At 60.9% G+C, this 25,899-nt stretch carries 17 protein-coding genes; 10 read left to right on the forward strand and 7 right to left on the reverse strand.

Translation table 11 applies throughout. The features are described from left to right. Window positions 1-75 precede the first annotated feature (75 nt). Both ACR0J1_RS13750 and ACR0J1_RS13755 read right to left on the reverse strand, forming a co-directional pair. A complete protein-coding gene (locus tag ACR0J1_RS13750; protein WP_480733466.1) occupies window positions 76-1,239 on the reverse strand; it encodes an ABC transporter substrate-binding protein in 1,164 nt (387 codons plus the stop codon). Window positions 1,240-1,333: 94 nt separating this feature from the next. Next, the gene (locus tag ACR0J1_RS13755; protein WP_480733465.1) at window positions 1,334-1,897 is read right to left on the reverse strand and encodes a 3-hydroxyanthranilate 3,4-dioxygenase; all 564 of its coding nucleotides are present in this window, start codon (window positions 1,895-1,897) and stop codon (window positions 1,334-1,336) included. Window positions 1,898-2,474: 577 nt separating this feature from the next. Between ACR0J1_RS13755 and ACR0J1_RS13760 the strand changes: the two genes are divergently transcribed. After that, entirely contained in the window at window positions 2,475-4,073 is a 1,599-nt protein-coding gene (locus ACR0J1_RS13760) for a phosphoenolpyruvate carboxykinase (protein ID WP_480733464.1), read from the forward strand. A gap of 63 nt (window positions 4,074-4,136) precedes the next feature. Here the strand turns inward: ACR0J1_RS13760 and ACR0J1_RS13765 are convergent, their stop codons facing one another. Continuing rightward, complete coding sequence (locus ACR0J1_RS13765; protein ID WP_480734537.1) at window positions 4,137-6,416, reverse strand: NADP-dependent malic enzyme; 2,280 nt, start codon at window positions 6,414-6,416, stop codon at window positions 4,137-4,139. Between the two features lie 384 nt (window positions 6,417-6,800). Here ACR0J1_RS13765 and ACR0J1_RS13770 point away from each other — a divergent pair, with 384 nt between their 5' ends. The 5 genes from ACR0J1_RS13770 to ACR0J1_RS13790 all read left to right on the forward strand — a co-directional run bounded on the left by ACR0J1_RS13770 (window position 6,801) and on the right by ACR0J1_RS13790 (window position 14,233). Beyond that, window positions 6,801-7,682, forward strand: a complete 882-nt coding sequence (locus tag ACR0J1_RS13770) for a LysR family transcriptional regulator (RefSeq protein WP_480733462.1) — start codon at window positions 6,801-6,803, stop codon at window positions 7,680-7,682. Window positions 7,683-7,790: 108 nt separating this feature from the next. After that, window positions 7,791-9,494, forward strand: coding sequence for an NAD(P)H-dependent oxidoreductase subunit E (locus ACR0J1_RS13775; RefSeq protein WP_480733461.1), 1,704 nt, complete (start codon window positions 7,791-7,793; stop codon window positions 9,492-9,494). A gap of 14 nt (window positions 9,495-9,508) precedes the next feature. Beyond that, window positions 9,509-12,292, forward strand: a complete 2,784-nt coding sequence (gene fdhF / locus ACR0J1_RS13780; protein ID WP_480733459.1) for a formate dehydrogenase subunit alpha — start codon at window positions 9,509-9,511, stop codon at window positions 12,290-12,292. A 135-nt stretch (window positions 12,293-12,427) separates the two neighbouring features. Next, window positions 12,428-13,339: a nucleoside hydrolase gene (locus ACR0J1_RS13785; RefSeq protein WP_480733458.1), complete on the forward strand. Its 912-nt coding sequence runs from the start codon at window positions 12,428-12,430 to the stop codon at window positions 13,337-13,339. Window positions 13,340-13,354: 15 nt separating this feature from the next. Next, entirely contained in the window at window positions 13,355-14,233 is an 879-nt protein-coding gene (locus ACR0J1_RS13790) for a ribokinase (protein WP_480733457.1), read from the forward strand. 24 nt (window positions 14,234-14,257) lie between these two features. On the opposite strand, the gene ACR0J1_RS13795 is transcribed toward ACR0J1_RS13790, so the two are convergent. Together ACR0J1_RS13795 and ACR0J1_RS13800 are read right to left on the reverse strand one after the other, a co-directional pair. Then, window positions 14,258-14,995, reverse strand: a complete 738-nt coding sequence (locus ACR0J1_RS13795; protein WP_480733456.1) for a type 1 glutamine amidotransferase — start codon at window positions 14,993-14,995, stop codon at window positions 14,258-14,260. 7 nt (window positions 14,996-15,002) lie between these two features. Beyond that, on the reverse strand, window positions 15,003-16,373 hold the full coding sequence (locus tag ACR0J1_RS13800) for a glutamine synthetase family protein (protein WP_480733455.1): 1,371 nt from the start codon (window positions 16,371-16,373) through the stop codon (window positions 15,003-15,005). Window positions 16,374-16,526: 153 nt separating this feature from the next. Here ACR0J1_RS13800 and ACR0J1_RS13805 point away from each other — a divergent pair, with 153 nt between their 5' ends. The 3 genes from ACR0J1_RS13805 to ACR0J1_RS13815 are packed head-to-tail and all read left to right on the forward strand — an operon-like array spanning window position 16,527 to window position 20,628. Further along, entirely contained in the window at window positions 16,527-17,903 is a 1,377-nt protein-coding gene (locus tag ACR0J1_RS13805) for a glutamine synthetase family protein (protein ID WP_480733454.1), read from the forward strand. A gap of 14 nt (window positions 17,904-17,917) precedes the next feature. Then, entirely contained in the window at window positions 17,918-19,312 is a 1,395-nt protein-coding gene (locus tag ACR0J1_RS13810) for an aspartate aminotransferase family protein (RefSeq protein ID WP_480733453.1), read from the forward strand. 14 nt (window positions 19,313-19,326) lie between these two features. Further along, the gene (locus ACR0J1_RS13815) at window positions 19,327-20,628 is read left to right on the forward strand and encodes an NAD(P)/FAD-dependent oxidoreductase (RefSeq protein WP_480733452.1); all 1,302 of its coding nucleotides are present in this window, start codon (window positions 19,327-19,329) and stop codon (window positions 20,626-20,628) included. Window positions 20,629-20,640: 12 nt separating this feature from the next. On the opposite strand, the gene ACR0J1_RS13820 is transcribed toward ACR0J1_RS13815, so the two are convergent. Beyond that, window positions 20,641-23,076: a GcvT family protein gene (locus tag ACR0J1_RS13820; RefSeq protein WP_480733451.1), complete on the reverse strand. Its 2,436-nt coding sequence runs from the start codon at window positions 23,074-23,076 to the stop codon at window positions 20,641-20,643. Between the two features lie 179 nt (window positions 23,077-23,255). Between ACR0J1_RS13820 and ACR0J1_RS13825 the strand changes: the two genes are divergently transcribed. After that, the gene (locus tag ACR0J1_RS13825) at window positions 23,256-24,779 is read left to right on the forward strand and encodes a trimethylamine methyltransferase family protein (protein WP_480733450.1); all 1,524 of its coding nucleotides are present in this window, start codon (window positions 23,256-23,258) and stop codon (window positions 24,777-24,779) included. 2 nt (window positions 24,780-24,781) lie between these two features. Here the strand turns inward: ACR0J1_RS13825 and ACR0J1_RS13830 are convergent, their stop codons facing one another. After that, the gene (locus ACR0J1_RS13830) at window positions 24,782-25,756 is read right to left on the reverse strand and encodes a LysR family transcriptional regulator (RefSeq protein WP_480733449.1); all 975 of its coding nucleotides are present in this window, start codon (window positions 25,754-25,756) and stop codon (window positions 24,782-24,784) included. Between the last annotated feature and the right edge of the window lie 143 nt (window positions 25,757-25,899).

Raw genomic sequence — 25,899 nt, forward strand, 5'->3', positions numbered from 1 at the left:
GGACTACCTGCTGGGATAGGGTGCGTTCAGGGCCGGCGTATCGTGGACAGGCCGGCCCCTGTTTTCAGGCCGCGATTACAGCTTGCAATCGCCGACATAGGCGTCGGCATGATCCTCGGCGATGACGCCGGTGACCTTGTTGCGGAACTGGCCGTCTTCTTCGACCACGACTCGGCTATACCAGTTCTGGACGGGATGGTTGTTCGAGTTAAAGCGGAACGGGCCGCGCACCGAGTCGAAATCGGCTGCCCTCAGCGCTTCGCGGAAACCATCCATGTCTTCGGTCACCTTGCCGCCCGTTGCCTTCAGCGCGCTGGAGATCAGGCGCGCGGTGTCATAGCCCTGGCTGGCATAGACCGTGGGCAGACGGTCGTATTTCTCGGCAAAGCCCGCAACAAAGGCCTTGTTCGCCTCATTGTCCAGATCGTGGTTCCAGTGCGAGGTGTTGGCCACACCCACCATGGATTCCCCGACGGCCCGCAGAATGTTGATATCCGACGAAGGCGCAGCCAGCACCAGCGGTACATCGGTACGCAAACCAGCCTGATCATATTGCTTCATAAAGTTAATACCCATGCCGCCGGGCAGGAAATGGAACACCATCTCAGGATCTGCAGCGCGGATCTTGGCAATCTCGGCGGCATAGTCGGTCTGGCCCAGCTGGGTGTAGGTCTCGCCCACGATCTCGCCTTCGAAAAAGCGTTTGAACCCGGCCAACGCGTCCTTGCCCGCCTGATAGTTCGGCGCAAGGATATAGGCGTTCTTGTAGCCCAGATTGTTGGCGTTGATCCCTGCCGCTTCGTGCAGTGAGTCATTCTGCCACGAGGCCACGAAATAGTTCTCGTGACATTTGCTGCCGGCAAATTGTGAAGGCCCCGAATTGGGCGAGATATAGAACCGGTCCGCCCGCAGCGTCAGCGGGGCCACGACGGGCGCGATGTTCGAAAAGATGACACCGGTCATAATCTCGACCTCATCACGCTCCAGAAAGCGTTCGGCAATGGCGCGGCCGTTTTCCGGTTTCAGCCCGTCATCTTCGACCAGAACCTCGACCGGAACACCGCCCAGCGTGCCGCCCTCTTCCTCGATGACCAGCATGAAGCCGTCGCGCACATCCGCACCCAGATACCCCGCCGGACCCGACAGAGTGGTGATCATGCCGATCTTGAGGTCTTCGGCAAATGCCGCCGTCGACGACAGCATCAGACCGGCCAGCAGCCCAAGTTTCATGGTCCTCATTTCAGTCTCCCTATTGTTGCGTGCTGCGGTTTATACCGCTTTTTGTTGAAACCTTAGGTGTTCCCGTGATTATTTCAAGCCTAAACATTCAAGCTTAAAGCTTTACCCAACCTTCCGGGGGTTTCCCTTTGCCGGGGTGCAGGGTGCCGCATTTGGGGCAGGTGCGCGCCTCGGTGCTGTTGTGGAACGCGTCATAGATTTTGGGCAGGGCGGTCACGATCCCCTCGGGACCATCAAGCGCAACCTCTTCGCGATGCACCAGGGCTTCGCAGTTGAAGCAGAACCATTCAAAGCCCTCTTTCATACCCGGTTGGCGCGGGGCTTCGACCACGATGCCGACCGATCCTTCCTGCGGACGCTGAGGGGCGTGGCGGACATGCGGGGGCAGCATAAACACCTCGCCCTCGCGCACCGGTATGTCATAGATTTTGCCCCCGTCGGCGATCTTCAGCATCATGTCGCCCTTTTGCTGAAAGAACCATTCCTCGACCGGGTCATCGTGGAAATCGACCCGGGTGTTGGGGCCGCCGACGACCATGACGATCATGTCGCCTTCTTTATGCAGCAATTGATTGCCCACCGGCGGGCGCAACTTGTCGGCGTTATCCTCGACCCATTTCTTGAAGTTGAAAGGCTTCAGCGTCGGATGCAGGGGCATGATCTCCTCCGGATTGGGTAGCGTCGCAGCTGGACCCGTGGGTCCTGATATGAAAGCCTAGAGGACACCCGCGCAAGGAAATAGTTCTTTCAGAGAAACTGGATATCACCTTTCATGATATCTGGGGCGCTTGGATCGCCGGTCAAAAACGCAGCCCGCAATCCTGCGCGTGGTCTCGCGCGCATAGACTTTGGCTTTGTGTTTGGCACCTTGCATCGCGCGCGGCCCTGTCTCTGATGGTTTGTGCATAAAGGCGCGGGACGGGACCGAAGGGCCCGAGAACTACGAGATCGTAAAGAATATCTCACACAGTGCGAAGATTCTATGAGGAGGGCAGACCCGGCCTGTCCTGTTTAAGGAATCGGCCGCGGTCGCCCGCTGCAAGCCACAGAACGTAAACCAAAAAACTGGTTGCGCTAAACCTGGGCTTGATGGCGCTAACCGTGCCAAAACCCGCTGGGCAGCCGTTGAACTTGCATGTTACTGTCCCGCCGCACAGGCTGAATCATCAGTCCGGACCAGCCGGTATGCACCGTCTCAACATGACGCGCCGCGCCGCAATAGGAGAATGAGAACGATGTCATCTGGACGGGTTAACCCGCAATTCCGGCTTGAAGACCAGGGGATTACGGGGTTGGGGAATGTCCATTACAACCTGATGCAATCCGCGCTGGTCGAAGCCGCCCTGGAACGCAACGAAGGCGAGATGGGGCAGGGCGGGGCGCTGTTGGTCAGCACCGGCGAATTCACCGGCCGCTCGCCCAAGGACAAGTTCACCGTGCGCAACGCCACCACCGAAAACGACATCTGGTGGGAGAACAACGCGCCTATGGATCTCGAGCCGTTCGACCGGCTTTATGAGGACATGCTGGCCCATATGGAGGGGAGGGATTACTTCGTTCAGGACCTGATCGCAGGGGCTGACCCGCGCCACAGCATCAAGGTGCGCGTCATCAACGAACTGGCCTGGCACAACCTGTTCATCCGTTACATGCTGCGCCGGCCCGACCGCGAGGATCTGGACGATTTCGTCAGCGATTACACCATCATCAACTGCCCCAGTTTCAAGGCCGATCCCGCGCGGCACGGCTGCAACTCGGAAACCGTGATCGCAGTCAATATCGAGAAAAAGCTGATCCTGATCGGCAATACTGAATATGCGGGCGAAAACAAGAAATCCGCCTTTGGGTTGATGAACTTTCTGCTGCCGGAAAAAGGCGTCATGCCGATGCATTGCTCGGCTAACCACGCTAACGGAAACCCGCAGGATTCAGCGGTGTTTTTCGGCCTTAGCGGCACCGGCAAAACCACCTTGTCGGCGGACCCGAACCGCACACTGTTGGGGGATGACGAACATGGCTGGTCCGACCGCGGGGTCTTTAACTTCGAAGGCGGGTGTTACGCCAAGACCATCAACCTGAGCGCCGAGGCCGAGCCCGAGATCTATGCCACCTGTTCCATGTTTGGGACCGTGATCGAAAACATGGTCTATGACCAGGACACGCGTGAACTGGATTATCAGGATACCAGCCTGACGGAAAACATGCGCTGCGCCTATCCGCTGGACTATATCCCCAATGCCTCGCAAAGCGGGCAGGGGGGGCATCCGAACAACGTCATCATGCTGACCTGCGATGCCTTTGGCGTCATGCCGCCGATTGCCCGGCTGACCCCAGATCAGGCGATGTATCACTTCCTGCTGGGCTTTACCGCCAAGATGGCCGGCACCGAACGCGGCCTGACCGAGCCGCAGCCGGTCTTTTCCACCTGTTTCGGCGCCCCCTTCATGCCGCGCCGCCCCGAGGTCTACGGTAAGCTGCTGCGCGATAAGATCATCCAGCACGGCTCGACCTGCTGGATCGTCAACTCGGGTTGGACCGGTGGTGCCTACGGGATCGGCTCGCGGATGCCGATCCGCGCGACCCGGGCCCTGCTGAGCTCGGCTCTGGACGGGTCGTTGGACAATGTGGAATACCGCAAGGACCCGAATTTCGGCTTTGATGTTCCCGTTGCTGCGCCCGGCGTGGCCGAGGTGCTGCTGAACCCGCGCCGCACCTGGGACGACCCCGAAGCCTATGACCGGCAGGCCGCCAAGCTGGTGAAGATGTTTGCCGATAATTTCGAGCAGTATCTGCCTTATGTCGGGGATGAGCTGAAAGAGGTGGTCGTCGGTTAAGACGCCCCCAAGGTGTAATAAGCCCGGCCCTTTGAGGCCGGGCATTTTCGTTGGGCCTGCGCGTCAGCCGTAATGCGCCACCGGGGTTCCGGCCAGCGCGGACATATTCAGCAAGCCGCGGGCGGTGATTGCGGGGGTGACCACATGCGCCTTGTTGCCCATGCCCATCAGGATCGGCCCGACCTCAAGCCCGTTTGCCTTGATCTTCAGGATGTTGCGCACCGCGCTGGCGGCGTCGACATTGGCAAAGACCAGTGCGTTTGCGGTGCCGGTCAGCCGTGAGTCGGGCATCAGCCGCTGCCGGATGTCAAAATCCAGCGCGGCGTCCAGATGCATTTCACCCTCATAGATGAAGTCAGGGTTGGCGGCGTCCAGAATATCCATCGCATCACGCATCCGGCGGCCTGAATCAATGTCCAGATCGCCAAATTGCGAATAGGAACACAGCGCGATCCGCGGTTCGATCCCGAACCGGCGGATATGGCGGCCGCAGCCAATGACGGTTTCCGCGATCTGTTCCGGCGTCGGCAACTGGTTGACCTGCGTGTCGGCAATGAACAGCGGGCCGTCTTCCAGGATCATCATCGATAGGGCCGCGACCGGGGCCAGATCGTCGCGTTGCAGCAGTTGCGTGACATAGCGCAGGTGCCAGTGGAACTGCCCGAAGGTGCCGCAGATCATGCTGTCGGCCTGTCCCAGATAGACCATAATTGCGGCGATGGCGGTGGTGTTGGTCCGGGTGATCGTACGAGCCAACTCGGGGGTGATGCCCTTGCGTTTCATGAGCCCGTGATAGGTCTGCCAGTATTCCGCGTGGCGCGAGTCGTGTTCGGGATCCACCAACTCGAAATCCACCCCGGCGCGGATCGACAGTCCGATCCGTTCAAGCCGCTTGTTCACGATGCCGGGGCGACCGATCAGAATGGGCAGGGTGGTGGTTTCCTCAAGCATGGCCTGAGCCGCCCGCAGGACCCGTTCATCTTCGCCCTCGGCAAAGACCACCTTGCGGTGGGACCGGTGGGCGCTTTCGAAGACCGGGCGCATCAACAAGGCCGAGCGGAATACCGACCCGTCCAGCGATTCCTTGTACCCGTCGAGATCGGCAATGGGCCGGGTGGCCACGCCCGTCTCCATCGCAACGCGCGCCACGGCGCTGGCCACAACGCCGGTCAGGCGGGGATCGAACGGTTTGGGGATCAGGTAGTCTGCGCCAAAGGCCAGTTGCTCGTCCTTATAGACCGCAGCGGTTTCCGCGATCGTGGTGGTCCGCGCCAGCGCGGCGATGGCCGAGATGCAGGCCAGCTTCATCTCGTCATTGATCTCGGTTGCGCCCACATCCAGCGCGCCCCGGAAGATGAACGGAAAGCACAGCACGTTGTTGACCTGATTGGGGTAATCCGACCGGCCCGTGGCGATGATAGCGTCGGGTGCGGCTTCGCGCGCGGCATCTGGCATGATTTCCGGTACCGGGTTGGCCAGCGCAAAGATCACCGGCCGCCGTGCCATCCGCCGGACCATATCCTGCGACAGCACATCCGGCCCCGACAGGCCCAGAAAGAAGTCCGCCCCGTCAATAACCTCGTTCAGCGTCCGCAGATCCGAGGCCTGCGCATAGCTTTCCTTTTTCGGGTTCATATCCTCGGTCCGGCCCTTGTAGACCAGCCCGTGAATGTCACAGAGCCAGATGTTTTCCTTTCGCACACCCAGCTTGACCATCATATCCAGACAGGCAAGCCCGGCGGCGCCGCCCCCGGTCGAGACGACCTTGATGTCCTCGAAACTTTTGCTCGCCACATGCAACGCATTGGTCGCCGCCGCGCCGACCACGATGGCGGTGCCGTGCTGGTCATCGTGAAACACCGGGATATTCATCCGCTCGCGGCACAGTTTTTCGACCACGAAACAATCGGGGGCCTTGATGTCCTCAAGGTTGACCGCGCCGAATGTGGGTTCCAGCGCGCAGACGATGTCGGCCAGTTTTTCGGGGTCGGTTTCGTCGACCTCGATATCGAAACAGTCGATATCGGCGAACTGCTTGAACAGGACGGCCTTGCCCTCCATCACCGGCTTGGCGGCCTGCGCGCCGATATTGCCCAGCCCCAGAACTGCCGAGCCATTCGAGATTACGGCGACCAGATTGCCCTTAGCGGTATAGCGGAATGCCTCGGTGCGGGATTTCGCGATTTCAACGCAGGCATCCGCGACCCCGGGCGAATAGGCGCGGGCCAGATCGCGGCTGTTGGCCAGGGGCTTGGTGGCGCGGATTTCAAGTTTTCCCGGTTGCGGAAATTCGTGATAATCCAGCGCCGGATTTGAAATCTTACCGTCGGTGTCCTTTGACACGGCGTTGCCTCCCATATGTCTGCGCAATCTGGCCTTGCGATAAAACGGCCCCAGCCTGCAGATCAGCGGGCGGGGCCGAACATGCCGCAGGGCGGTTGTTTTCCAATCAATTGAACATCGGCAACAGCTTGTCCAGCAACTGTTCGCGCCGCTACGGGGCATGTGCGTGTTTTCCTTGAAGATTGGCGAGGCTTCGCGGTCCAGCGACCCCGCAAGGTTTGACCGCGGTGTGACTCAGCTTTTCAACCTCGGCTCTGCAAGACGCATGATGGCTCTGCCGCTCCGATTGCCGGTATCAGGTGTGCCTTGGGACCGAACCTGTCGACAATGCCAGTTGTATTCCGGCGGAAACTGGACCACTTCTTTGGATACCGTGAGGCGCGCATGATCACATTACGAGACCTGGAATTCCTGTCAGCCCTGGCGCGGCGCAAACATTTTGCCCGCGCGGCCGAGGACTGCGGCGTGTCGCAGCCCGCCTTTTCGATGCGTATCCGCAAGATCGAGGAAAAGCTGAACGCTGCTGTCGTCAAACGCGGAAACAGGTTTCAGGGCTTTACCACGGAAGGCGAGACGCTGGTACGCCATGCCCGCAAGGTGTTGGACGACCTCAAGGTGATGGAGCAAGAGTTCCGATCCAAGCGCGGCGAGGCAACCGGCACGCTGTCGGTGGGCGCGGTTCCGACTGCCGTCATCTTTGCCGCCCGGGCGGTTCGGGACCTGCAGACCCAGCACCCCGGCATCACCGTAAGTCTGAAAACCACAACCTCGCTGGATATTCAGCAGGGGCTGGAAAACGGGCAATATGAGGCTGGTTTCACCTATGGCGAAGGGATTGCACCGGATTTCCTGCGGGTCGACCCGCTTTATGATGAAACCTATCTGCTGCTTGCGCCCAAGCAGTTTGTGACGGGCCAGACCGGCTCGATCACTTGGGCCGAGGCGGCGCAATTGCCGCTGAGCTTGCTGGAACCGCAGATGCAGAACCGGCGTATTATTGACCGGGTTTTCAGCGACCTTGGTGTGGTTCTGGACGTCAAGTCCGAGACCAGCGGGTTCACCGCGTCGATGGTTCTGGCGTCCGAGGGGATGTCGGCCACCATTGTTCCCAAGATCCTTGTCGAATCGCTGGGCGGGCTCGACGGAACCGTCGCGCTGCCGCTGGTCGAACCGACGCTGGAAAAAGAGGTTTGCCTGGTTACGCCGATCCGCGATCCGGAACTGCCGAATGTCAAAGCGTTACGCCGGATTTGCGCGACTCTGTGATAAGCTTGGATTATCAAGGCATCAATACGAACTAATTGAAGTTCACGAAAATTGATGGATAAGCTTGCATTGATTGAGACCCCATGGCGGGGTCTTCCGGAGGGCATCATGGCACCATTAGATACCAAGCCATCAGGCGCACCCAAAGGCGTCTGGAAGTCAGGTAAAGGCAAGGGGCGGCACACGCCCAAGGGCCGACAGTTCACGGATGAGGCGCAGGCCGAGATCGCGCGCCTGCTGGGGGACCGCCCACGCCGCCGCGATCTGCTGATCGAGTTCCTGCATCTGATTCAGGACGAACACGGCCATATCAGTTCCGACCACATCGCCGCTCTGGCCGTCGAGATGCGCATTGGACAGGCCGAGATCTACGAGACCGCCACCTTCTACGCCCATTTCGACGTGGTGAAAGAGTGCGAGACGCCTCCGCCTGCGTTGACGATCCGCGTCTGTGATTCTTTGTCCTGCGAAATGGCTGGTGCCCAGCAGCTGCAAAAAGCGCTGGAAGATGGTCTAGACCCATCCGAGGTTCGTGTTGTCCGGGCACCCTGCATGGGTCGCTGCGACACCGCTCCAGTGCTGGAGATCGGCCACAACCACATCGACCATGCGACCCCCGAAAAGGTGCGGGCCGCGATTGCGGCGGATGACACCCATGCGCATCTGCCTGACTACGAAACCTTCGCGACCTATGAGGCCGAGGGCGGTTACGCCAAGCTGAAAGAGCTGCGTGAGGGTGGCGATTGGGAAAAGGTGCAGGAAGACGTCCTGTCCTCGGGCCTGCGCGGTCTCGGCGGTGCTGGCTTCCCGTCCGGCAAGAAATGGGGCTTTGTTCGCATGAACGAAGGCCCGCGTTATCTGGCTGTCAATGGCGACGAGGGCGAGCCGGGCACGTTCAAAGACCGCTACTATCTGGAACGCACGCCGCATGTTTTCCTTGAAGGTATGCTGATCGCCGCATGGGCGGTCGAGGCCGAGACCTGTTTCATCTACATGCGCGACGAATACCCGGCGGTGCTTGAGATTCTGCGCCGCGAGATTGCTGCGCTGGAACAGGCCGGGATCGTTCAGCCCGGCTATATCGATCTGCGCCGGGGCGCCGGTGCCTATATCTGCGGTGAAGAATCCGCGATGATTGAATCGATCGAAGGCAAGAAGGGCCTGCCGCGTCACCGTCCTCCGTTTGTGGCGCAGGTTGGGGTCTTTAACCGCCCGACCTTGGTGCACAATGTCGAGACGCTCTATTGGGTCACCAAAGTGTGCCGCGAGGGGCCGGAATGCCTCAACAGCACCGAAAAGAATGGCCGCAAGGGCCTGCGCAGTTATTCGGTCTCGGGCCGGGTGGCGCAGCCGGGGGTTTACCTGCTACCCGCGGGCTCGACCATTCTCGATGTGATCGAAGCGGCCGGCGGCATGGCCGAAGGACAGACCTTCAAGGCCTATCAGCCGGGCGGGCCGTCCTCGGGTCTGCTGCCCGCGTCGATGGACGATATCCCGTTGGATTTCGACACTTTGCAACCGCATGGCACCTTCATCGGCTCCGCCGCTGTGGTGGTTCTGTCCGATCAGGATACCGCCCGTGATGCCGCCCTGAACATGCTGCGGTTTTTCGAAGACGAAAGCTGCGGCCAGTGTACGCCCTGCCGCGCGGGTTGCGAAAAGGCTGTGAAACTGATGCAGGCTGAGAAGTGGGATCAGGACCTGCTGGAAGATCTGTGTCAGGTCATGGGCGATGCCTCGATCTGCGGTCTGGGGCAGGCGGCCCCGAACCCGATCCGCCTGGTCATGAAACATTTCGCTGACGAAATCTGAAGGGAGACAGAGCCATGCTAGACGCAAGCCCGAACAAAACCGTCACCTTCAACCTGAACGGCGAAGATGTCACCGTGCCCGAGGGCTGGACCATCTGGGAGGCCGCCAAGGGGCAGGGGTTCACAATTCCGCACCTGTGCCACAAGCCACAGCCCGGATACAAACCCGACGGCAACTGCCGCGCCTGTATGGTCGAGGTGGAAGGCGAACGCACGCTGGTCGCCTCGTGTATCCGCCCTGCTGCGGACGGTATGGTGGTGAAGACCGATAGCGAGCGTGCCGAAAAATCGCGTGCTATGGTCATGGAGCTGCTGGTTGCGGATCAACCGGAACAGCCGCATGACGTGTCCAGCCATTTCTGGGATATGGCCAAGCTGAACGATGTCAGCGACAGCCGCTTCCCGGCGAAAGAACCCGAGAAAATCCCGCTGCTGGATGACAGCCACGTTGCGATGCGCGTCAATCTGGATGCCTGCATCAACTGCAACCTCTGCGTTCGCGCCTGTCGCGACGTGCAGGTGAACGATGTGATCGGCATGGCCGGTCGCGGCCATACCGCGCAGGTGGTGTTCGACCAGAACGACCCGATGGGCGCATCGACCTGCGTGGCCTGTGGTGAATGTGTTCAGGCTTGCCCGACAGGCGCGCTGATGCCCGCCACCGTGTTGGATGACCAACAGCGCGGAGACAGCAAGGACTATGATAGCGAAACCGAAAGCGTCTGCCCATTCTGCGGTGTGGGGTGCAAGGTTTCGCTGAAGGTCAAGGACGGCAAGATCAAATATGTCGAGGGCATCAACGGTCCGGCGAACGAAGGCCGTCTGTGTGTCAAGGGTCGGTTCGGCTTTGACTACATCCACCACCCGCACCGCCTGACCAAGCCGCTGATCCGGCGTGAGGACGCGCCTGCCAAGGGCCTTAATGTCGATCCCGCGAACCTGTCGACCCATTTCCGCGAGGCGAGCTGGGAAGAGGCGATGGACCTTGCGGCCTCCAAACTGGTGGCCCTGCGCGAGGAAGATCCGCGCAGCGTTGCAGGCTTTGGCTCGGCCAAATGCACCAACGAAGAGGCGTATCTGTTCCAGAAGTTCATCCGTCAGGGCTTCCGCCACAACAATGTCGACCACTGCACGCGTCTGTGCCACGCGTCGTCTGTGGCTGCGCTGATTGAAAACGTTGGATCGGGCGCGGTGACGGCTGCGTTTAATGACATCAAGGACGCCGATGTGGCGATCATCATCGGAGCCAACCCGATTGAAAACCACCCCGTCGCCGCGACTTATTTTAAGCAATTCACCAAGCGCGGCGGCAAGCTGATCGTGATGGACCCGCGTGGCGTCGGTATGCGTAAATTCGCGGACGAAATGCTGCAGTTCCGTCCGGGGGCTGATGTCTCGATGCTCAACGCGATCATGAACGTGATCGTTGAAGAGGAGCTCTATGACAGCCAGTACATCCACCGCTGGACCGAGAACTGGGAGGCCGAGAAAGAACATCTGCGCCAGTTCACGCCTGAGGCGATGGCCCCGATCTGCGGCATCGAACCCGATCAGCTACGCCGCGTTGCGCGCACCTTCGCGCAGGCCAAGGCCGGGCTGATCTTCTGGGGTATGGGCGTCAGCCAGCACATCCACGGCACTGACAACTCGCGCTGCCTGATCTCGCTGGCCCTCATGACTGGTAACGTTGGTAAACCCGGCGCGGGTCTGCATCCGCTGCGTGGTCAAAACAACGTGCAGGGGGCCTCGGATGCGGGTCTGATCCCGATGTTCCTGCCTGACTACCAGACTGTCACCGACGACGGCATCCGCGCCAAATTCAATGAGGTCTGGAATTCGGACGACTTCTCAAACGAGAAGGGTCTGACGGTGACGGAGATCATCGATCAGGCCTATCAGGGCAACATCAAAGGTATGTACATCATGGGTGAAAACCCGGCCATGTCCGACCCGGATGTGAACCACGCCCGTGATGCCTTGGCCAAGCTGGACCTGATGATCGTGCAGGACATCTTCCTGACCGAGACGGCGAACTATGCCGACATCATCCTGCCTGCCTCGGCGCTGTATGAGAAGAACGGCACCGTGTCGAACACCAACCGTCAGGTACAGCGCGTGCGCCCTGCCGTCACTCCTCCGGGTGAGGCGCGCGAGGACTGGGCGATCACAGTCGAATTGGCGCAGCGCATCGGTTTGAACTGGGGTTACACCGATGTGTCCCAAGTCTTTGCCGAGATGAAGTTGACGATGAATTCGCTCAACAACATCACGTGGGAGCGTCTGGAGAACGAGACCATCACCTATCCGTCACTGTCCGAGACGGACCCCGGCCAGTCCATCGTGTTCGGCGACGGTTTCCCGCGCGCCGATGGCAAGGCCCGGTTCACCCCGGCCAGTGTCATCCCGCCGGACGAGGCCCCGGATGACGAATATCCGATGATCGCCACGACGGGGCGGCAACTGGAACACTGGCACACCGGGTCAATGACCCGCCGATCCAATGTTCTGGATGCGGTCGAGCCGGAAGCGAACTGCTCGCTCAACCCCCGCACGCTCAAGCTCATGGGGGTCGAGCCGGGTGAGATGATCCGCCTGACCACCCGCCGGGGCTCGATCGAGATCATGGCGCGGGCCGACCGGGCGATTGCAGAGGATATGGTGTTCATCCCGTTTGCCTATGTCGAGGCGGCGGCGAATATCCTGACCAACTCGGCCATCGACCCATATGGCAAGATCCCCGAATTCAAGTTCTCGGCCATTCGCGTCGAAAAGATCGAGGATGTCGTCGCGGCCGAGTAGGTCTTTTTGGTACGATGTCAAAGAGGGCGGTCCTTGCGGGGCCGCCCTTTTCCATTGCGCGTCAGGCCCGGCAATGGGTAAGTGCTGACAGAAGCCACGGTTCAAGGCACCGTGAAGGCGAAAGGTGCGACGTTTATGAAAATCATCATCGATACCGACCCTGGCGTGGATGACGCGATGGCGATCTTCTATGGCCACGCCGCACCTGATATCGAGCTTATCGGGCTCACCACCGTATTCGGCAACGTTCTGGTGCCACAGGCTACCCGGAACGCGCTCTATCTGTCCGAGATGCTGGGTGCCGATCTGCCGGTGGCCCAGGGGGCGGCCGAACCGCATGATTTCCCGGACTATACACCCTCGACCGCCGTGCATGGCCCCGAGGGGTTCGGTGATGTGGTCGGGCTTGAGGTCGATCAGCGACCCGTGGCAGAGACCGCGGCCGAATTTCTGGTTCGACAGGCCCAGTTGCACAAGGGTGAGCTTGTTGTCTGTGCCATTGCGCCATTGACCAACATTGCTGATGCGATCCGCCTTGATCCCGAGTTCGTCTCGAATATCGCCAAGCTTGTGATCATGGGCGGGGCGGTGGATTGCCCCGGGAATGTGACCCCTTATGCCGAGGCCAATATCCGCCACGACCCCCATGCCGCCGCCGAGGTGCTGGCCTCGGGCGCTGAAATTGTGCTGGTCGGGCTGGATGTGACATTGAAAACCTTGTGCGACCAGGACGATTTTGACAACATCGCGCAGGCCGCACCCCGAACGGGTGGATTTTTGCGCGATATCAGCGCGTTTTATCTAAAGTTTTACAAGGATATCGCCAATGAAGACGGTTGCGGGCTGCACGATTCCACCGCGCTGATCGCTTGCACGCATCCCCAGCTGTTCCGGATGGAGCGAACCGGTCTGTCTGTGGTTCTGGACGGCGCCCAGGCCGGAAGCACCGTGCGGGATGCGACAAAGCCACCGGTTTCGGTTTGTGTCGGGATTGATGCCGCTGGGGTCAAGGCGCGGTTCATGCAATATGTCAAAACCAACGGCTGACGGCAGGGGAACCCAATGGGGAAAATCTACAATATCGGATCAGTCAACACCGACTATGTGTATCGGTTACCTCATCTGCCGAAGCCGGGCGAGACGCTGAAAGCGCAGGAGTTCGGGGTCAATCTGGGCGGAAAGGGTCTGAATATCAGCGTCGCCATCGCTCGGGCCGGAGGCGATGTACGCCATGTCGGGGCCATCGGAGACGGCGACAGCAAGGTGCTGGCCATGTTGCGCGAACAGGGCGTCGATTGCGCTACGATTGCGCAGGTGGATGCGGTGACCGGACATGCGGTGGTCTATGTGGACGACCGGTCCGAAAACCAGATTGTCATTGTCGGCGGCGCCAACCATGCCATTTCCGAACAGCATATCCGCAACAGCTTGTCCGATGCCGTCCCGGGGGACTGGCTTGTTCTGCAGAATGAGACCAATGCAAACGAAATCGGTTTGAAAGTGGCGCGCGAGAAGGGAATGAAAGTGGCTTTGGTCGCGGCCCCGTTTGACGTGCAGACGCTGCCGGACCTGATCCTGAGGGTCGATCTGGTCTCGATGAACAAGACCGAAACGCAGCAGTTCGAACAGGCGGTCGGCCAGTCATGCCAAGACATCAAGGGGCCCGATTTCCTGCTGACCTATGGTGCGGATGGGGCTGCGTTCATAAGCCGCTCGGACGAGCTGCGCGTGGCGTCTTATCCGGTGCAGGCGGTCGATACGACCGGCGCGGGTGATACGTTCTTTGGGGCGTTCATGGCAAAATACGCGCAATCCACACCGTTGTCCGCAGCGCTAACCTATGCCAGCGCCGCCGCAGCCCTGCAGGTTCAGCACCCCGGAGCCGCTGTTGCAATCCCCACCGAGGCAGAGGTGCAGGCGTTTCTTAGCCGCCAGGTATAAGAACCACGCCGACCAGAGGCGGGGCTATTTCACGGCTGCACCACAGTTATCCCGTAGATATTCGCGGACCAACCGGGCCAGGTCAGCGCGGGTGTCGGCCGTGGTCATGCTGCGCTGTGCCTGATCGACGGCGTCTTCGGCCAGAACGTCGCCCCGGCGGAAGTCTAGTAAGGCGCTGGCATAACTCTTGGCGAACTCGGGGTGGCCCTGCACCGTCAGCGCGAAGCCGGGATACCAAAGCGCGGCATGGTCACAGAACGTGGTCGAGGCGATGGTGACAGCGCCCGATGGCACCTGTTCGACCTGATCCTGATGATAGGCCTGCAGCGCGATCTGCTCGGGCTTTGGGCCCAGCATATCCGGCCAGTTGGTGGTGGTGGGATAAGTGTGAATGCCAAGCCCCCATCCTTTGGCGGATTTGCGCACGACACCGCCCAAGGCCTGTGCGATGATCTGATGGCCAAAGCAGATGCCCAGCATGAACACTCCGGCCCCCTGCGCGCGCCGTATAAACGCCTCGAGCGGGGCGATCCAATCGTGATCCTCGTAGGCCCCGAATTTCGAACCGGTGATGACCCACAGATCGGCCTCGTCCGGCGTGGCGGGGAACACGAGGTCGAGAACCGGGTATGACGTAAACTCGGCCTCTGGCATGTTCAGCCAGCTGCGCACCATGCCGGGATAGTCGCCGAAGGCGGGGGCCAGGTGGTCGGGTGGGCGTCCGGTTTCAAGGATGCCGATGCGGATCTTGCGACTGTTCATGGGTCCTCTAGAGGCGGCTGAGGTAGTATGCATATTCCGCCGGGGTGATCGCATCCAGCACACAGGCAATCTCGTCAAGTTTGACGGCGGCAAAGACCTGACGGTAGTCGCCAAAGAGATCGGCGGCGATTTCTGAGGTGGCAAAGCGTTCGACGGCGCGGCTCCAGTCATGGTCCAACCGGTCTGCGGGTTGGCTGTCAGGATTCTCGAGGGGCCGGGGCAGGGGGGGTGAGGTTTCTAGGCCTCGCAGCATCCCGCCCAGAACCGCCGTCAGAACCAGATAGGGATTGGTGTCAGCCCCGCTGATGCGATGTTCCAGCCGCGCGTCCGGGCCGCTGGTTGCGGGCAGCCGCACCGCTGCGGCGCGGTTGTCATATCCCCAATCGGGCGTAGCAGGGGCAAAGCTGTTGGGCCGGAAGCGGCGATAGGAATTGGCATGGGGCGCAAAGATCGCCTGCAGATCGCGCATCGTCGCCAGAACCCCGGCAACCGCCTGTTTCAGCGGGTCCGAGGCGACGCCATCCCGGCCCGAGGCAAAGATGTTGTCCCCGTCGCGGTTCAGGATCGAGGCATGAACATGCATCCCGTTGCCCGGCTGATCGGCGTAGGGTTTCGCCATGAACGTTGCCTCGTAGCCATGGCTGTGCGCGACGCCGCGCACCAGACGCCGGAACAGGGCCGCCGTTTCGGCAGCGGCCAGCACATCCTGGGTGTGGTGGAAATTGACCTCGAACTGGCCGGGGCCGTACTCCGCGATCAGCGTATCTGTGGCCAGCCCCTGCCCGGCGCTTGCGGACAGAATATCGTTCAAGAGTGCCTCGCGCCGGGCCAGAAGCTCCATGTCATAGTTCTGGGTGTCTGGGGTGAAGGACGGGGGCCGGGGTGGGTCGGCCCGGTCCGCGCGCTGGTCGATGATATAGAACTCAAGCTCGGTCGCCACCACGGGCCGCCAGCCCCGCGCATCATAGCGGTCCAGCAGGCCCTGCAGCAGCGCGCGGGGCGAGTTGGGGCTGTTCTCTCCATTAGCATCCGTCATTTCGACAAGCACCTGCGCGACGTTACCCGGCAGCCACGGGGCCGGATGCAACGTGCCTTCGATCGGCACAAGGATGCCGTCGGGGTCGCCGACCGTGATCCCCAGACCGGTCTCGGCCACCTCATTCCCCATGATCGCCGGGGCATAGGTGGACAGGGGCAGCCGCACCGCGCCGTTGACCAGCTTGCCGACGCTGTCGCCCGGCAGCCACTTGCCCCGGAAAACGGCGTTGAGGTCGCACAGCAGCAACTCAATCCGATCAGGCGCGCCACGGGTGGCGCAATAGGTGTCATATTCGCGGGAAAAGCTCATGCCGGGGCCTGCCATCTTTCGTTCGCGCATCGGCGACGCAGACAAGACCTTAAGCGCGGTGGCGGCGGCGTCAAGAAACTCTGCCCCGTGGGTGCCCGGGTTGCGATTGACGCGCCTAACGATTTGATCAGAATACCTGATAAAAGAGATGCCGCGCAATCGCCGGGCATCATGGAGACAGAGATGAGAAAGCCGCGCGATATTCAATGGCAGAACGATCTGCCCGAGGAATTTGTCACCTTCGCCCGGGGCCGCCGGATCGAAGAGGTCGAATGCATCGTGCCCGATCTGGCCGGTACCTCGCGCGGCAAGGCTATGCCTTGCGCCAAGTTCGACCCCAAGGCCGAGCTTGCCCTGCCGGTGTCGCTGTTCTACCAGACCATCTCGGGCGAATATGTCGATATGGAGATCGAGAACCAGTGGCTTGAAAAAGACATCGTGCTGCGCCCCGACATGAGCACCGCCTGCGTCATCCCATGGTCCGCCGACCTGTCGCTGCAGGTGATCTGCGATATGTTCAACCGCGACGGCTCGGCCCTTGAGGTTGCCCCGCGCGCGGTCCTGCGGCGGGTGCTGGAGGCCTATCGCAACAAGGGCTGGAAGCCCATGGTCGCGCCCGAACTGGAATTCTATCTGACCAAACCCAATCTGGACCCGAACGAGGCCATCGAGCCTCCGCTGGGGCGAACCGGGCGGAAAGGGGCCAGCCGGCAGGTCTATTCCATGGCGGCGGTGGATGAATTCGGCGAGGTGATCGACACGATCTATGATTTCGCCGAGGCGCAGGGTCTTGAGATCGACACCGTCATTCAGGAAGGCGGGGCCGGTCAGATCGAGATCAACCTGATGCATGGCGACCCGCTGCGCCTTGCCGATCAGGTGTTCTATTTCAAACGCACGATCCGCGAGGCGGCGCTGAAGAATGGTGTGTTTGCCACCTTCATGGCCAAGCCGATCCGGGACGAGCCGGGCAGCGCGATGCATGTGCATCAAAGCATCGTGGATGAGCACACCGGGGCCAATATCTTTTCGAATCCAGATGGCACCGCGTCCGATCTGTTCCGCTGGTTTATCGGCGGGTCGCAGAAATATCTGGTGCAGGCCGTGCCGCTGCTGGCGCCTTATGTGAATTCCTACCGGCGGATCACAGTCGACGGGCAAAGCGCCCCGGCCAATATCGAATGGGCCTCGGACAACCGGACCACCGGGCTGCGGATACCGCATTCGGGACCGGCTGAACGCCGTCTTGAAAACCGGGTGATCGGTATGGACTGCAATCCCTACATTGCCATTGCCGCCTCGCTGGCCTGTGGCTTGCTGGGGATGCTGAACCGGACCGAGCCGCGTGCCGAAGCCAGAAAAGAGGTCTGGGAGGCTGAAGAACCCCTGCCCGCCAGCCTGCGCGAGGCGCTGGACATCTTTGACGAAGCTACCGAGATACACGGCCTGCTGGGCGAGGAGTTCTGCCGCCTTTATGCCGATATCAAGCGGGCCGAGAACGAAGAATATCAACGCGAAATCTCGCCATGGGAACGCCAGCACCTGTTGCTGAACGTCTGATCTAAGGGGCTCTGATGACGACCGTTGCAAATCACTTGTCCACCGCCGAGCTGCAAGACATTGATGCGGCGCATCATATGCATCCCTTCACCACCGGGGCCGAGATTGGGCGGAACGGCGCGCGGATCATCACCAGTGGTCGGGGCGTCTGGCTGAAAGACAGCGAAGGCGAGGAAATTCTGGATGCGATGGCCGGGCTGTGGTGTGTGAATATCGGTTACGGCCGACCCGAACTGGCCGACGCCGCCGCCCGCCAGATGCAGCAGCTGCCGTTCTACAATACGTTCTTCCAGACTTCGCACGTGCCCGCGCTGATGCTGGCGCAAAAGCTGGCGGCGCTGGCACCGGGTGATCTGAACCACGTGTTCTTCGCCAATGGCGGCTCGGACGCCAATGATACCAACATCCGCATGGTGCGCACCTATTGGGCCGAGAAAGGGCAGCCGGATCGCAACGTGATCATTTCGCGCTGGAACGCTTATCACGGTTCGACGATCGGGGGTGCCTCTCTGGGCGGGATGAAAGGGATGCACGGGCAGGGCGGTCTGCCCATTCCGGGCATCGAATTCATTGATGAGCCCAACTGGTGGGCGGATGGCACCGATCAATCGCCTGAAGAGTTTGGTCTGCAACGTGCGCGCCAACTCGAGACAAAGATCAAAGAGATCGGGCCAGACAAGATCGCGGCCTTTATCGGCGAGCCCGTTCAGGGTGCAGGCGGCGTCATCATTCCACCCGCCAGCTACTGGCCCGAGATTCAGCGGATCTGCGACGCATATGGCATCCTGCTGATCGTAGATGAGGTCATCTGCGGCTTTGGCCGCACCGGCAACTGGTTCGGTTCGCAAACGCTGGGGATCAGGCCCGACATCATGACCGTCGCCAAGGGGCTGAGCTCGGGCTATGTGCCCATCGGCGCCTCGATTGTTTCGGATAAGATCGCGCGCGTGATCGGTGATACCGAATTCAATCACGGCTATACCTATTCGGGCCACCCCGTCGCCTGCGCCGTCGCGTTGGAAAACCTGCGTATTCTGGAAGAAGAGGACATTCTGAGCCACGTGCGCAAAGTCGCTGCCCCCTATCTGAAGGCGAAGTGGCAGGCGCTGACCGATCACCCGCTGGTGGGCGAGGCACGGATCGAAGGTTTGATGGGCTCGATCGCGCTGACCCCTGACAAGACCACCCGCGCCCGCTTTGCATCCGAGCTGGGAACCGTTGGCTACATCTGCCGCGAGCGGTGTTTTGCCAATAACCTCATCATGCGCCATGTGGGGGATCGCATGATCATTTCGCCACCGCTTGTCATCTCGTGCGACGAGATCGACATTCTGATCGAACGGGCCCGTACATCGCTGGATGAATGCCTGGAACGGCTTCGATCCGATGGTCTTTTCAAGGCGGCCTGACACATGGATGCGCGATGGACCTGCTGACGGCGAATGACCGGGCCGGCGAGTACCCGGCCTCTTACTACGCCGATGCGGCAGAAACTCTGAACCGGTTCCCGGAGGCACAGGGGGCGCTGGACTGCGATGTCTGTGTTGTCGGGGGCGGTTTCATGGGGTTGTCGACGGCCTGGCATCTTGCGCAGCGCGGCTATGACGTCATCGTGCTCGAGGCGCAGCGCGTCGGGTTTGGCGCGTCGGGGCGTAATGGCGGTCAGGTCAGCATGGGGCAGCGCCTCGATCAGCAAAGCCTCGAGGCGATGGTGGGTCAGACCCACGCCCGCCAGCTGTGGCAGATCGGGGCGCAGGCGGTTGATCTGATCCGAGAGCTGACCAAACGCCCCGAGGTTCGAACTGCGTTTCATGACGGGGTGATCCATACGGTTCACCGCCCGCAGGATCACATGCTAAACGCGCGGCATGTCGACCATATGACCACCCGATACGGCCATGACCGGATCCGCCTGCTGGACAGGGACGAATGCCGCCACTTGGTCAACTCGCCCGCCTATCACGGCGGCACGCTGGACATGGGCGGCGGGCATGTGAATCCGTTCGAACTGGTGCTTGGTCTGGCCCGTCTGGCCTCGACCGCGGGTGCGCGGATCTTCGAACAATCGCGGGTGCGCCACATCGCCGGGGGCACGTTGGCACAGGTCAGCACCGAGGCTGCGCGGGTTCGGGCGCGCTATGTCGTGCTGGGTTGCAACGGCTATCTGGGCGATCTGCACACTCACGTGGCGCAGCGGGTCATGCCGATCAACAACTTCATCGTCTCGACCAGACCGATGACTCCCGCCGCGCAAGAGGCGCTGATCCGCAACAACTATGCTGTCGCCGACAGCAAGTTCGTCATCAACTATTTCCGTTTCTCAGACGACCACCGCCTTTTGTTCGGAGGCACCGAAAGCTACGGCTACCGCTTCCCGTCCGACATCGCGGCGTCTGTACGCAGGCCGATGACACAGATTTTCCCACAGCTTGCAGATATCGGGATCGAACACGCCTGGGGCGGAACGCTGGGGATCACCGTCAACCGGATGCCTCATTTCGAACGTCTGGCGGGGAACATCCTTAGCTTGTCGGGCTTTTCCGGCTCGGGCGTTGCGCTGGCGACGCTGGCGGGCCAGATCGCCGCCGAGACAATTGCCGGTCAGGCCGAACGCTTTGATATCATGGCAAATGTGCCCACCAAGACCTTCCCCGGTGGGGCGCTGCTACGCTCGCCGCTGCTGGTGCTGGCGATGTTGTGGTATGGCCTGCGTGACAGGCTTTAGCGCCCTAAGATGTCAGCTGCGGACGCATTGCAGATCAGGATCATAGGGCGACGTGGCGATCACCCGAGCATCGACCAGCGCCCCGCACAGATCCAGTTGCATGGCACTGCCGATACAGGCCAGATCAGGCGTGACAAACGCATAGGCAAGATTCAGGCCGGTCCGGTGCCCCCAATCGCCCGATGTGATCGTCCCAACGACCTTGCCGTCGGATATCAGCGACGCCCCGCCATGGGCCGGGGCATGGGCGGCATCGACCTCCAGCGTGACGAGCATTTTCCGAGGCCCCTCGGCCTTGCGCTGCATCAGCGCATCCCGGCCAATGAAATCGCCTTTCTCCAGTTTCACAAACCGGTCCAGCCCGGTCTCAAGGGGGTCGAATTCGGTCAGCAGATCGGCCTTCCAATGCAGGAAGCCCTTCTCCATCCGCATCGACTCGACGGCCCGCGCGCCGAACAGTTTCAGCCCATGGGGCTCTCCGGCCTGACGCAGCGCAAGATAAGCAGCGTAAAGTGAGGCGTTGGGGACGTGGATCTCATACGCCAGCTCGCCGGAAAAGCTGATGTTCAGCACCGTGGCCGGGGCGATCCCGACGTAACATTCGCGCAGCGAAAGCCATGGAAAAGCATCGCGGGACCAGTCGCCGCGCGCGCAGGCGGACAGCACATCGCGCGCCTTGGGACCGGCCAGAACCAGAATGGTCTGGTCATTGGTCAGGGACCGCAGCTGCACATCCTCATCATCGTGCAGATGGGCCTGCAGCCAGTCCATGTCGTGATACTCGCTGGCCGCCGCTGAGCCGTACCAGACCCGCGCCGGACCCCGGTCGCTGGCGGGCAGGTTGGCGATGGTCGCCTCGGCCTTGACCATACCGTGGGGGTTCAGCAGATAGCCCAGCCCCACGCGCCCGTCGCGCTTGGTCACCGCACCGCACATCATCCGGTCGAGAAAGCTGTGCCGATCTGCGCCGGTGATCTCGATCCGGTTAAAGCCGTTCACTTCGGTCAGGCCGACATTGGTCTGAATGTTCTGTATCTCGGCGGCGACCAGATCGAAGGCCTCGTCGAAATTGAAGCCCAGCGTGGGGTGAAAGTCGGGCGACGGCTTGATGTAATCGACCCGCTCCCACCCGTTCACGACGGTAAACTCAGCTCCTTCGGCAGCCAAGACAGGCGTTAGGGGGGTTGTCTTCGCCGGGCGGCCTGCAGGGCGGTGTTCATGCGGGAAGTGAAAACGGAACTCGTTCTGATAATCCTCGATGGCTTTCAGCGCGGTCATTTCCACATTTGCATGTCCAGCAAACCGGCGCGGGTCGAGGCACCATGTGTCATAGCAGGCCTCACCATGCACGATCTGCTGCGCCAGCAGCCATCCGTGGCCACCCCCTTCGCCCAGACCTGCCCGCAGGCCGATGATGCAGAAGGCGTTGCGCTTGCCCGGGATCGGACCAACCAGAGGTGCGCCGTCGATTGTGTAGGTGATGGGGCCGTTGACGATCGTGTGGATGCCGACATCCATCAGTGCGGGCATACGGGCAAAGGCCCCTTCCAGCACATCGGTCACCCGGTCCAGATCGTCGGGGCAGAGCGCGTTGACGAAGTTCGGATCGATCCCGTCCATACCCCAAGTCTTGCAATCCTGTTCGTAGAACCCCACCAGCAGCCCGTTCTTCTCCTGTCGGCAGTAATAGTCGCTGATCGGGCACCGCAGCAGTGGCATCCGGTGACCCGCCTCGCGGATCGCGGGGATTTCTTCGGTCAGGAAATACTGATGCTCCATCGAGGCAACGGGGTGATGCACGCCCATCATTGCACCAACCTCATTCACGCGGTAACCGCAGGCATTCACCACGATATCGCAGTCGATTTCGCCATGTTCGGTGTGCACGGTCCATGTGTCATCCTTGTGCTGGGTCAATGCGGTGACAGGCGTATTCCGATAGACCTCGGCCCCCGCCTTGCGGGCGCGGCGGGCCAGCGCTTGACACAGCTGCGCCGGATCGATGTCGCCGTCCAGCGGATCCCAGAGCCCGCCCAGCAGATTCTCGGTCGAGATCAGAGGGTGGCGGCGGGCGCATTCTTCGGCGTCGATGACCTCGAAATGCACATCCATGCCACGAGCCATGGACGCGAAATGGCGATAGCCCTGCATTTGCTCTGGCGTATTGGCCAGACGGATACCGCCATCGCCATGATGGTAGTTGATCGGATAGTCTGGATCGTCGGCCAGTTCCTTGTACAGGTTGATCGAGTGGGTCTTTAGGCCGACCATGGTCTGGTTCATGCCGAAATTGGTCACCTGCGCGGCGGAATGCCAAGTGGTGCCGCTGGTCAACTCGTTGCGCTCGACCAGAACCACGTCTGACCACCCCTCGCGGGTCAGGTGGTACAGCGTCGAGCAACCGGCGATGCCGCCGCCAATGACGACTGCCTTGGTGCGCGATTTCATGCAGGGACCCTCCGGCTGGTTTTCCGGGATTAAGGCGGGCTGGGCGTGGGTTCTCAAGGAGTGAAGTGGGCCCGCGCAGAATATCGAAAGTTAATATAGAATATATCGTATTAAAGTGGTTTCCGTTGAACGCAGAGCGGCAGCTTCTTTGAATACGCCATGTGAGCGAAAGGCAGGTCATGGTAGCACGTCAGGGAAAGCGGGCCGGTCGAAAAGGTCGTCTGGCGCAACGGGCTGAAAAACCTGCGTTGGACCCGTGTCCTCCGGGGCAGCCGGGCGGCAGCTATAAGCCGCTGACCGATGCCGAGCTTGAGCGGATTTATTCAACCGCCCTCGATCTGCTCGACCGGTTGGGCATGGGCGAGGTGCCACCGCAGTTGCACACCGACCTGCTGGCTGCTGGTGCGCGCGACACGGGCGCGGGTCGGGTGACTTTCCCCCCGCAGCTTGTCGTGCAGGCCATCGACCAGGCGGCAAGAACCTTTGTCCTGCATGGTCGGGATCCGGCCCGCTCGATCGAGGTGGGCGGCAATCGTGTGCATTTCGGCACCGGAGGAGCGGCTGTTCAGACCCTTGATCTGGAAACCGGACTCTATCGCCCCTCAACGCTGCAGGACCTGCATGATTTCACGCGGCTTCAGGACGTGCTGGCCAATGTCAGCTGGTTCACCCGCTGCTGTGTTGCGACCGACGTGCCCGAGACATTCGATCTGGACGTAAACACCGCCTATGCGCTGATCAGGAACACCACCAAACCCACCGCGACCTCATTCACCTTGGCCGAGCATGTCGCCCCCATCGTCGAAATGCTGGACATTGCTGCAGGCGGACCCGGTGAGTTTTCCAAACGCCCCTTCATGAAGGCGCATATCAGCCCTGTGATCTCGCCGATGCGCTATGGCGAAGATGCGGTAGCGGTTGTCTATGCCTGTATCGACCACAACATTCCGATCTCATGCATTACCGCCGCGCAGGCCGGGGCGACAGCGCCGGCGACGCTGGCAGGTTTCCTGGCCCAGTCTTTAGCCGAAACGCTGGCCAGTCTGGTGATGGTCCACGCGATCCGGCCCGGGTTCCCGATGGTGTTCTCGAACTGGCCGTTGGTGATCGATCTGCGCACCGGCGCGTTTTCCGGTGGCAGCGGCGAAACAGCGGTGCTGAACGCCGCATCCGCGCAGTTGTCGAACTGGCTGGGTCTGCCCTCGGGCGTGGCTTGTTCAATGACCGATGCCAAGGCAATCGACGCGCAATATGGCATGGAAAAGGGGCTGACCTCGATGGCAGCTGCGCTGGCCGGTGGTAATCTGATCTATGAAAGCTCGGGCATGACGGCCTCATTGCTTGGCGTCAGTTTTGAAGGGTTTGTTCTGGATGATGAAATGCACTCGAACACCTACCGTGCGTTGCGAGGGATTGAGGTGACCGAGGAAAATCTGGCGTTCGGCCCAATATGCGACGCCGTACTGGGTGAGGGGCACTTTCTGGGATCGTCGCACACTTTTGCTGCGATGGAGCGCGACTATTTCTATCCTTCGCTTGCCAACCGCGAGGAACCCCGGGCCTGGGCCGAGAGTGGCGCTTTGGATGCGCGCAGCCGTGCCCGACAGCGCGCGCAACAGATTCTGCGGGACCACAGACCCAGCTATCTTTCCGATCAGCAGGACCGGCAGATCAGGGACCGGTTCAACATCATCGACGGCTGAGCCTAGCGGATCAGCTCAAACTCATCCACCAGCCACGGGATTTGGGCATGTAGCGGTGCCAGGATGCGGTTGCGGATCAACGACCGCGTTTTGGTGTCGACCAGTTCGATGACCGATCGCGAACAATCAGGTGTCGCCACAAGGGCCAGTGTGCGGGCAAAGCTTTTGCCCGGAAACGGGTGCATCCGCAGATCAGGTTGGAAACGTTTGGCCCGGGCAAACAGAAGCGGCGTGGTGATGGCCCACCCAGCACCGGCGGCAACCATCGCCATCAAGGTCTGGCTGTTGCTGCATTCAAACCGGTGAGGCGATGTAAGGCCCATCCTGCGCAGTTGAGTTTCGATTTGCCGCGCAATGACCAGATTGCCCGAAAACCGCAGGAACGGCAGGTTCGCGCGGCCTTCGACGATATCGGCCAGCGACGGATCGACCCCGCGCGGCAGAACGATCACGAACGGATCGCGCAGCAGCGGGCGGTCCTGCAGGTCCCGCATCTTCTCGTCGGGCGGGGCCGAAATGCCAAGATCCAGTTGCCTGTCACGCAACATCCTGATGATCGCGTGGCTTGTGTCGGTCTGGTACATGAAATCGCAGCCGGGCATGTTCGCTGACAGAAAAACTGCCAGCTCTGGCATCACGTCGCTGTCGAAATCCTCGATCGTTCCTAGCCTCAGATAACTCGCGTCAGCAATGCTTCCGGCCGAGGCTTCGGCTTTCGCTTTGCGGATTTGCTGCAGTGCGCCGTCGATATTGCGCAGAAAGGCCTGCCCCTTTGGCGTCAACACCATCGGCCTGCGGGTGTGATTGAACAACTCGACGCCCAGATGATCCTCGAGATTGCGCAAATGGTGCGAGACCGTGCTGACGGTCAGCCCGGTCTCTTGCGCTGCTGCCTGAAGCGAACCCTTGTGGGCACAGATCTGGAACAGTTCAAGCCATCTGAGGCTAAGGTCCTTGGGTGCGGTATTCCTTGGCATTCGGGGTCTTCTGCGATCAGGGCTGTTTGAACCATAAACATAATCATTGAGAATTTTGATTTCAAAATCTCGTATCTGCAATCATCGAAAATTTGCTCTGCCTATGCCGGAACTGCCGTCTGTCGCGCGCCCTTTCAGATCGG

The sequence above is a fragment of the Ruegeria sp. CJ3 genome (assembly GCF_056536725.1).

Coding starts and splice junctions, on each gene's coding strand:
- ACR0J1_RS13750 (WP_480733466.1), bottom strand. CDS start 1,239: ATGAGGACCATGAAACTTGGGCTGCTGGCCGGTCTGATGCTGTCGTCG.
- ACR0J1_RS13755 (WP_480733465.1), bottom strand. CDS start 1,897: ATGCCCCTGCATCCGACGCTGAAGCCTTTCAACTTCAAGAAATGGGTC.
- ACR0J1_RS13760 (WP_480733464.1), top strand. CDS start 2,475: ATGTCATCTGGACGGGTTAACCCGCAATTCCGGCTTGAAGACCAGGGG.
- ACR0J1_RS13770 (WP_480733462.1), top strand. CDS start 6,801: ATGATCACATTACGAGACCTGGAATTCCTGTCAGCCCTGGCGCGGCGC.
- ACR0J1_RS13775 (WP_480733461.1), top strand. CDS start 7,791: ATGGCACCATTAGATACCAAGCCATCAGGCGCACCCAAAGGCGTCTGG.
- fdhF (WP_480733459.1), top strand. CDS start 9,509: ATGCTAGACGCAAGCCCGAACAAAACCGTCACCTTCAACCTGAACGGC.
- ACR0J1_RS13785 (WP_480733458.1), top strand. CDS start 12,428: ATGAAAATCATCATCGATACCGACCCTGGCGTGGATGACGCGATGGCG.
- ACR0J1_RS13790 (WP_480733457.1), top strand. CDS start 13,355: ATGGGGAAAATCTACAATATCGGATCAGTCAACACCGACTATGTGTAT.
- ACR0J1_RS13795 (WP_480733456.1), bottom strand. CDS start 14,995: ATGAACAGTCGCAAGATCCGCATCGGCATCCTTGAAACCGGACGCCCA.
- ACR0J1_RS13800 (WP_480733455.1), bottom strand. CDS start 16,373: ATGCGCGAACGAAAGATGGCAGGCCCCGGCATGAGCTTTTCCCGCGAA.
- ACR0J1_RS13805 (WP_480733454.1), top strand. CDS start 16,527: ATGAGAAAGCCGCGCGATATTCAATGGCAGAACGATCTGCCCGAGGAA.
- ACR0J1_RS13810 (WP_480733453.1), top strand. CDS start 17,918: ATGACGACCGTTGCAAATCACTTGTCCACCGCCGAGCTGCAAGACATT.
- ACR0J1_RS13815 (WP_480733452.1), top strand. CDS start 19,327: ATGGACCTGCTGACGGCGAATGACCGGGCCGGCGAGTACCCGGCCTCT.
- ACR0J1_RS13820 (WP_480733451.1), bottom strand. CDS start 23,076: ATGAAATCGCGCACCAAGGCAGTCGTCATTGGCGGCGGCATCGCCGGT.
- ACR0J1_RS13825 (WP_480733450.1), top strand. CDS start 23,256: ATGGTAGCACGTCAGGGAAAGCGGGCCGGTCGAAAAGGTCGTCTGGCG.
- ACR0J1_RS13830 (WP_480733449.1), bottom strand. CDS start 25,756: ATGCCAAGGAATACCGCACCCAAGGACCTTAGCCTCAGATGGCTTGAA.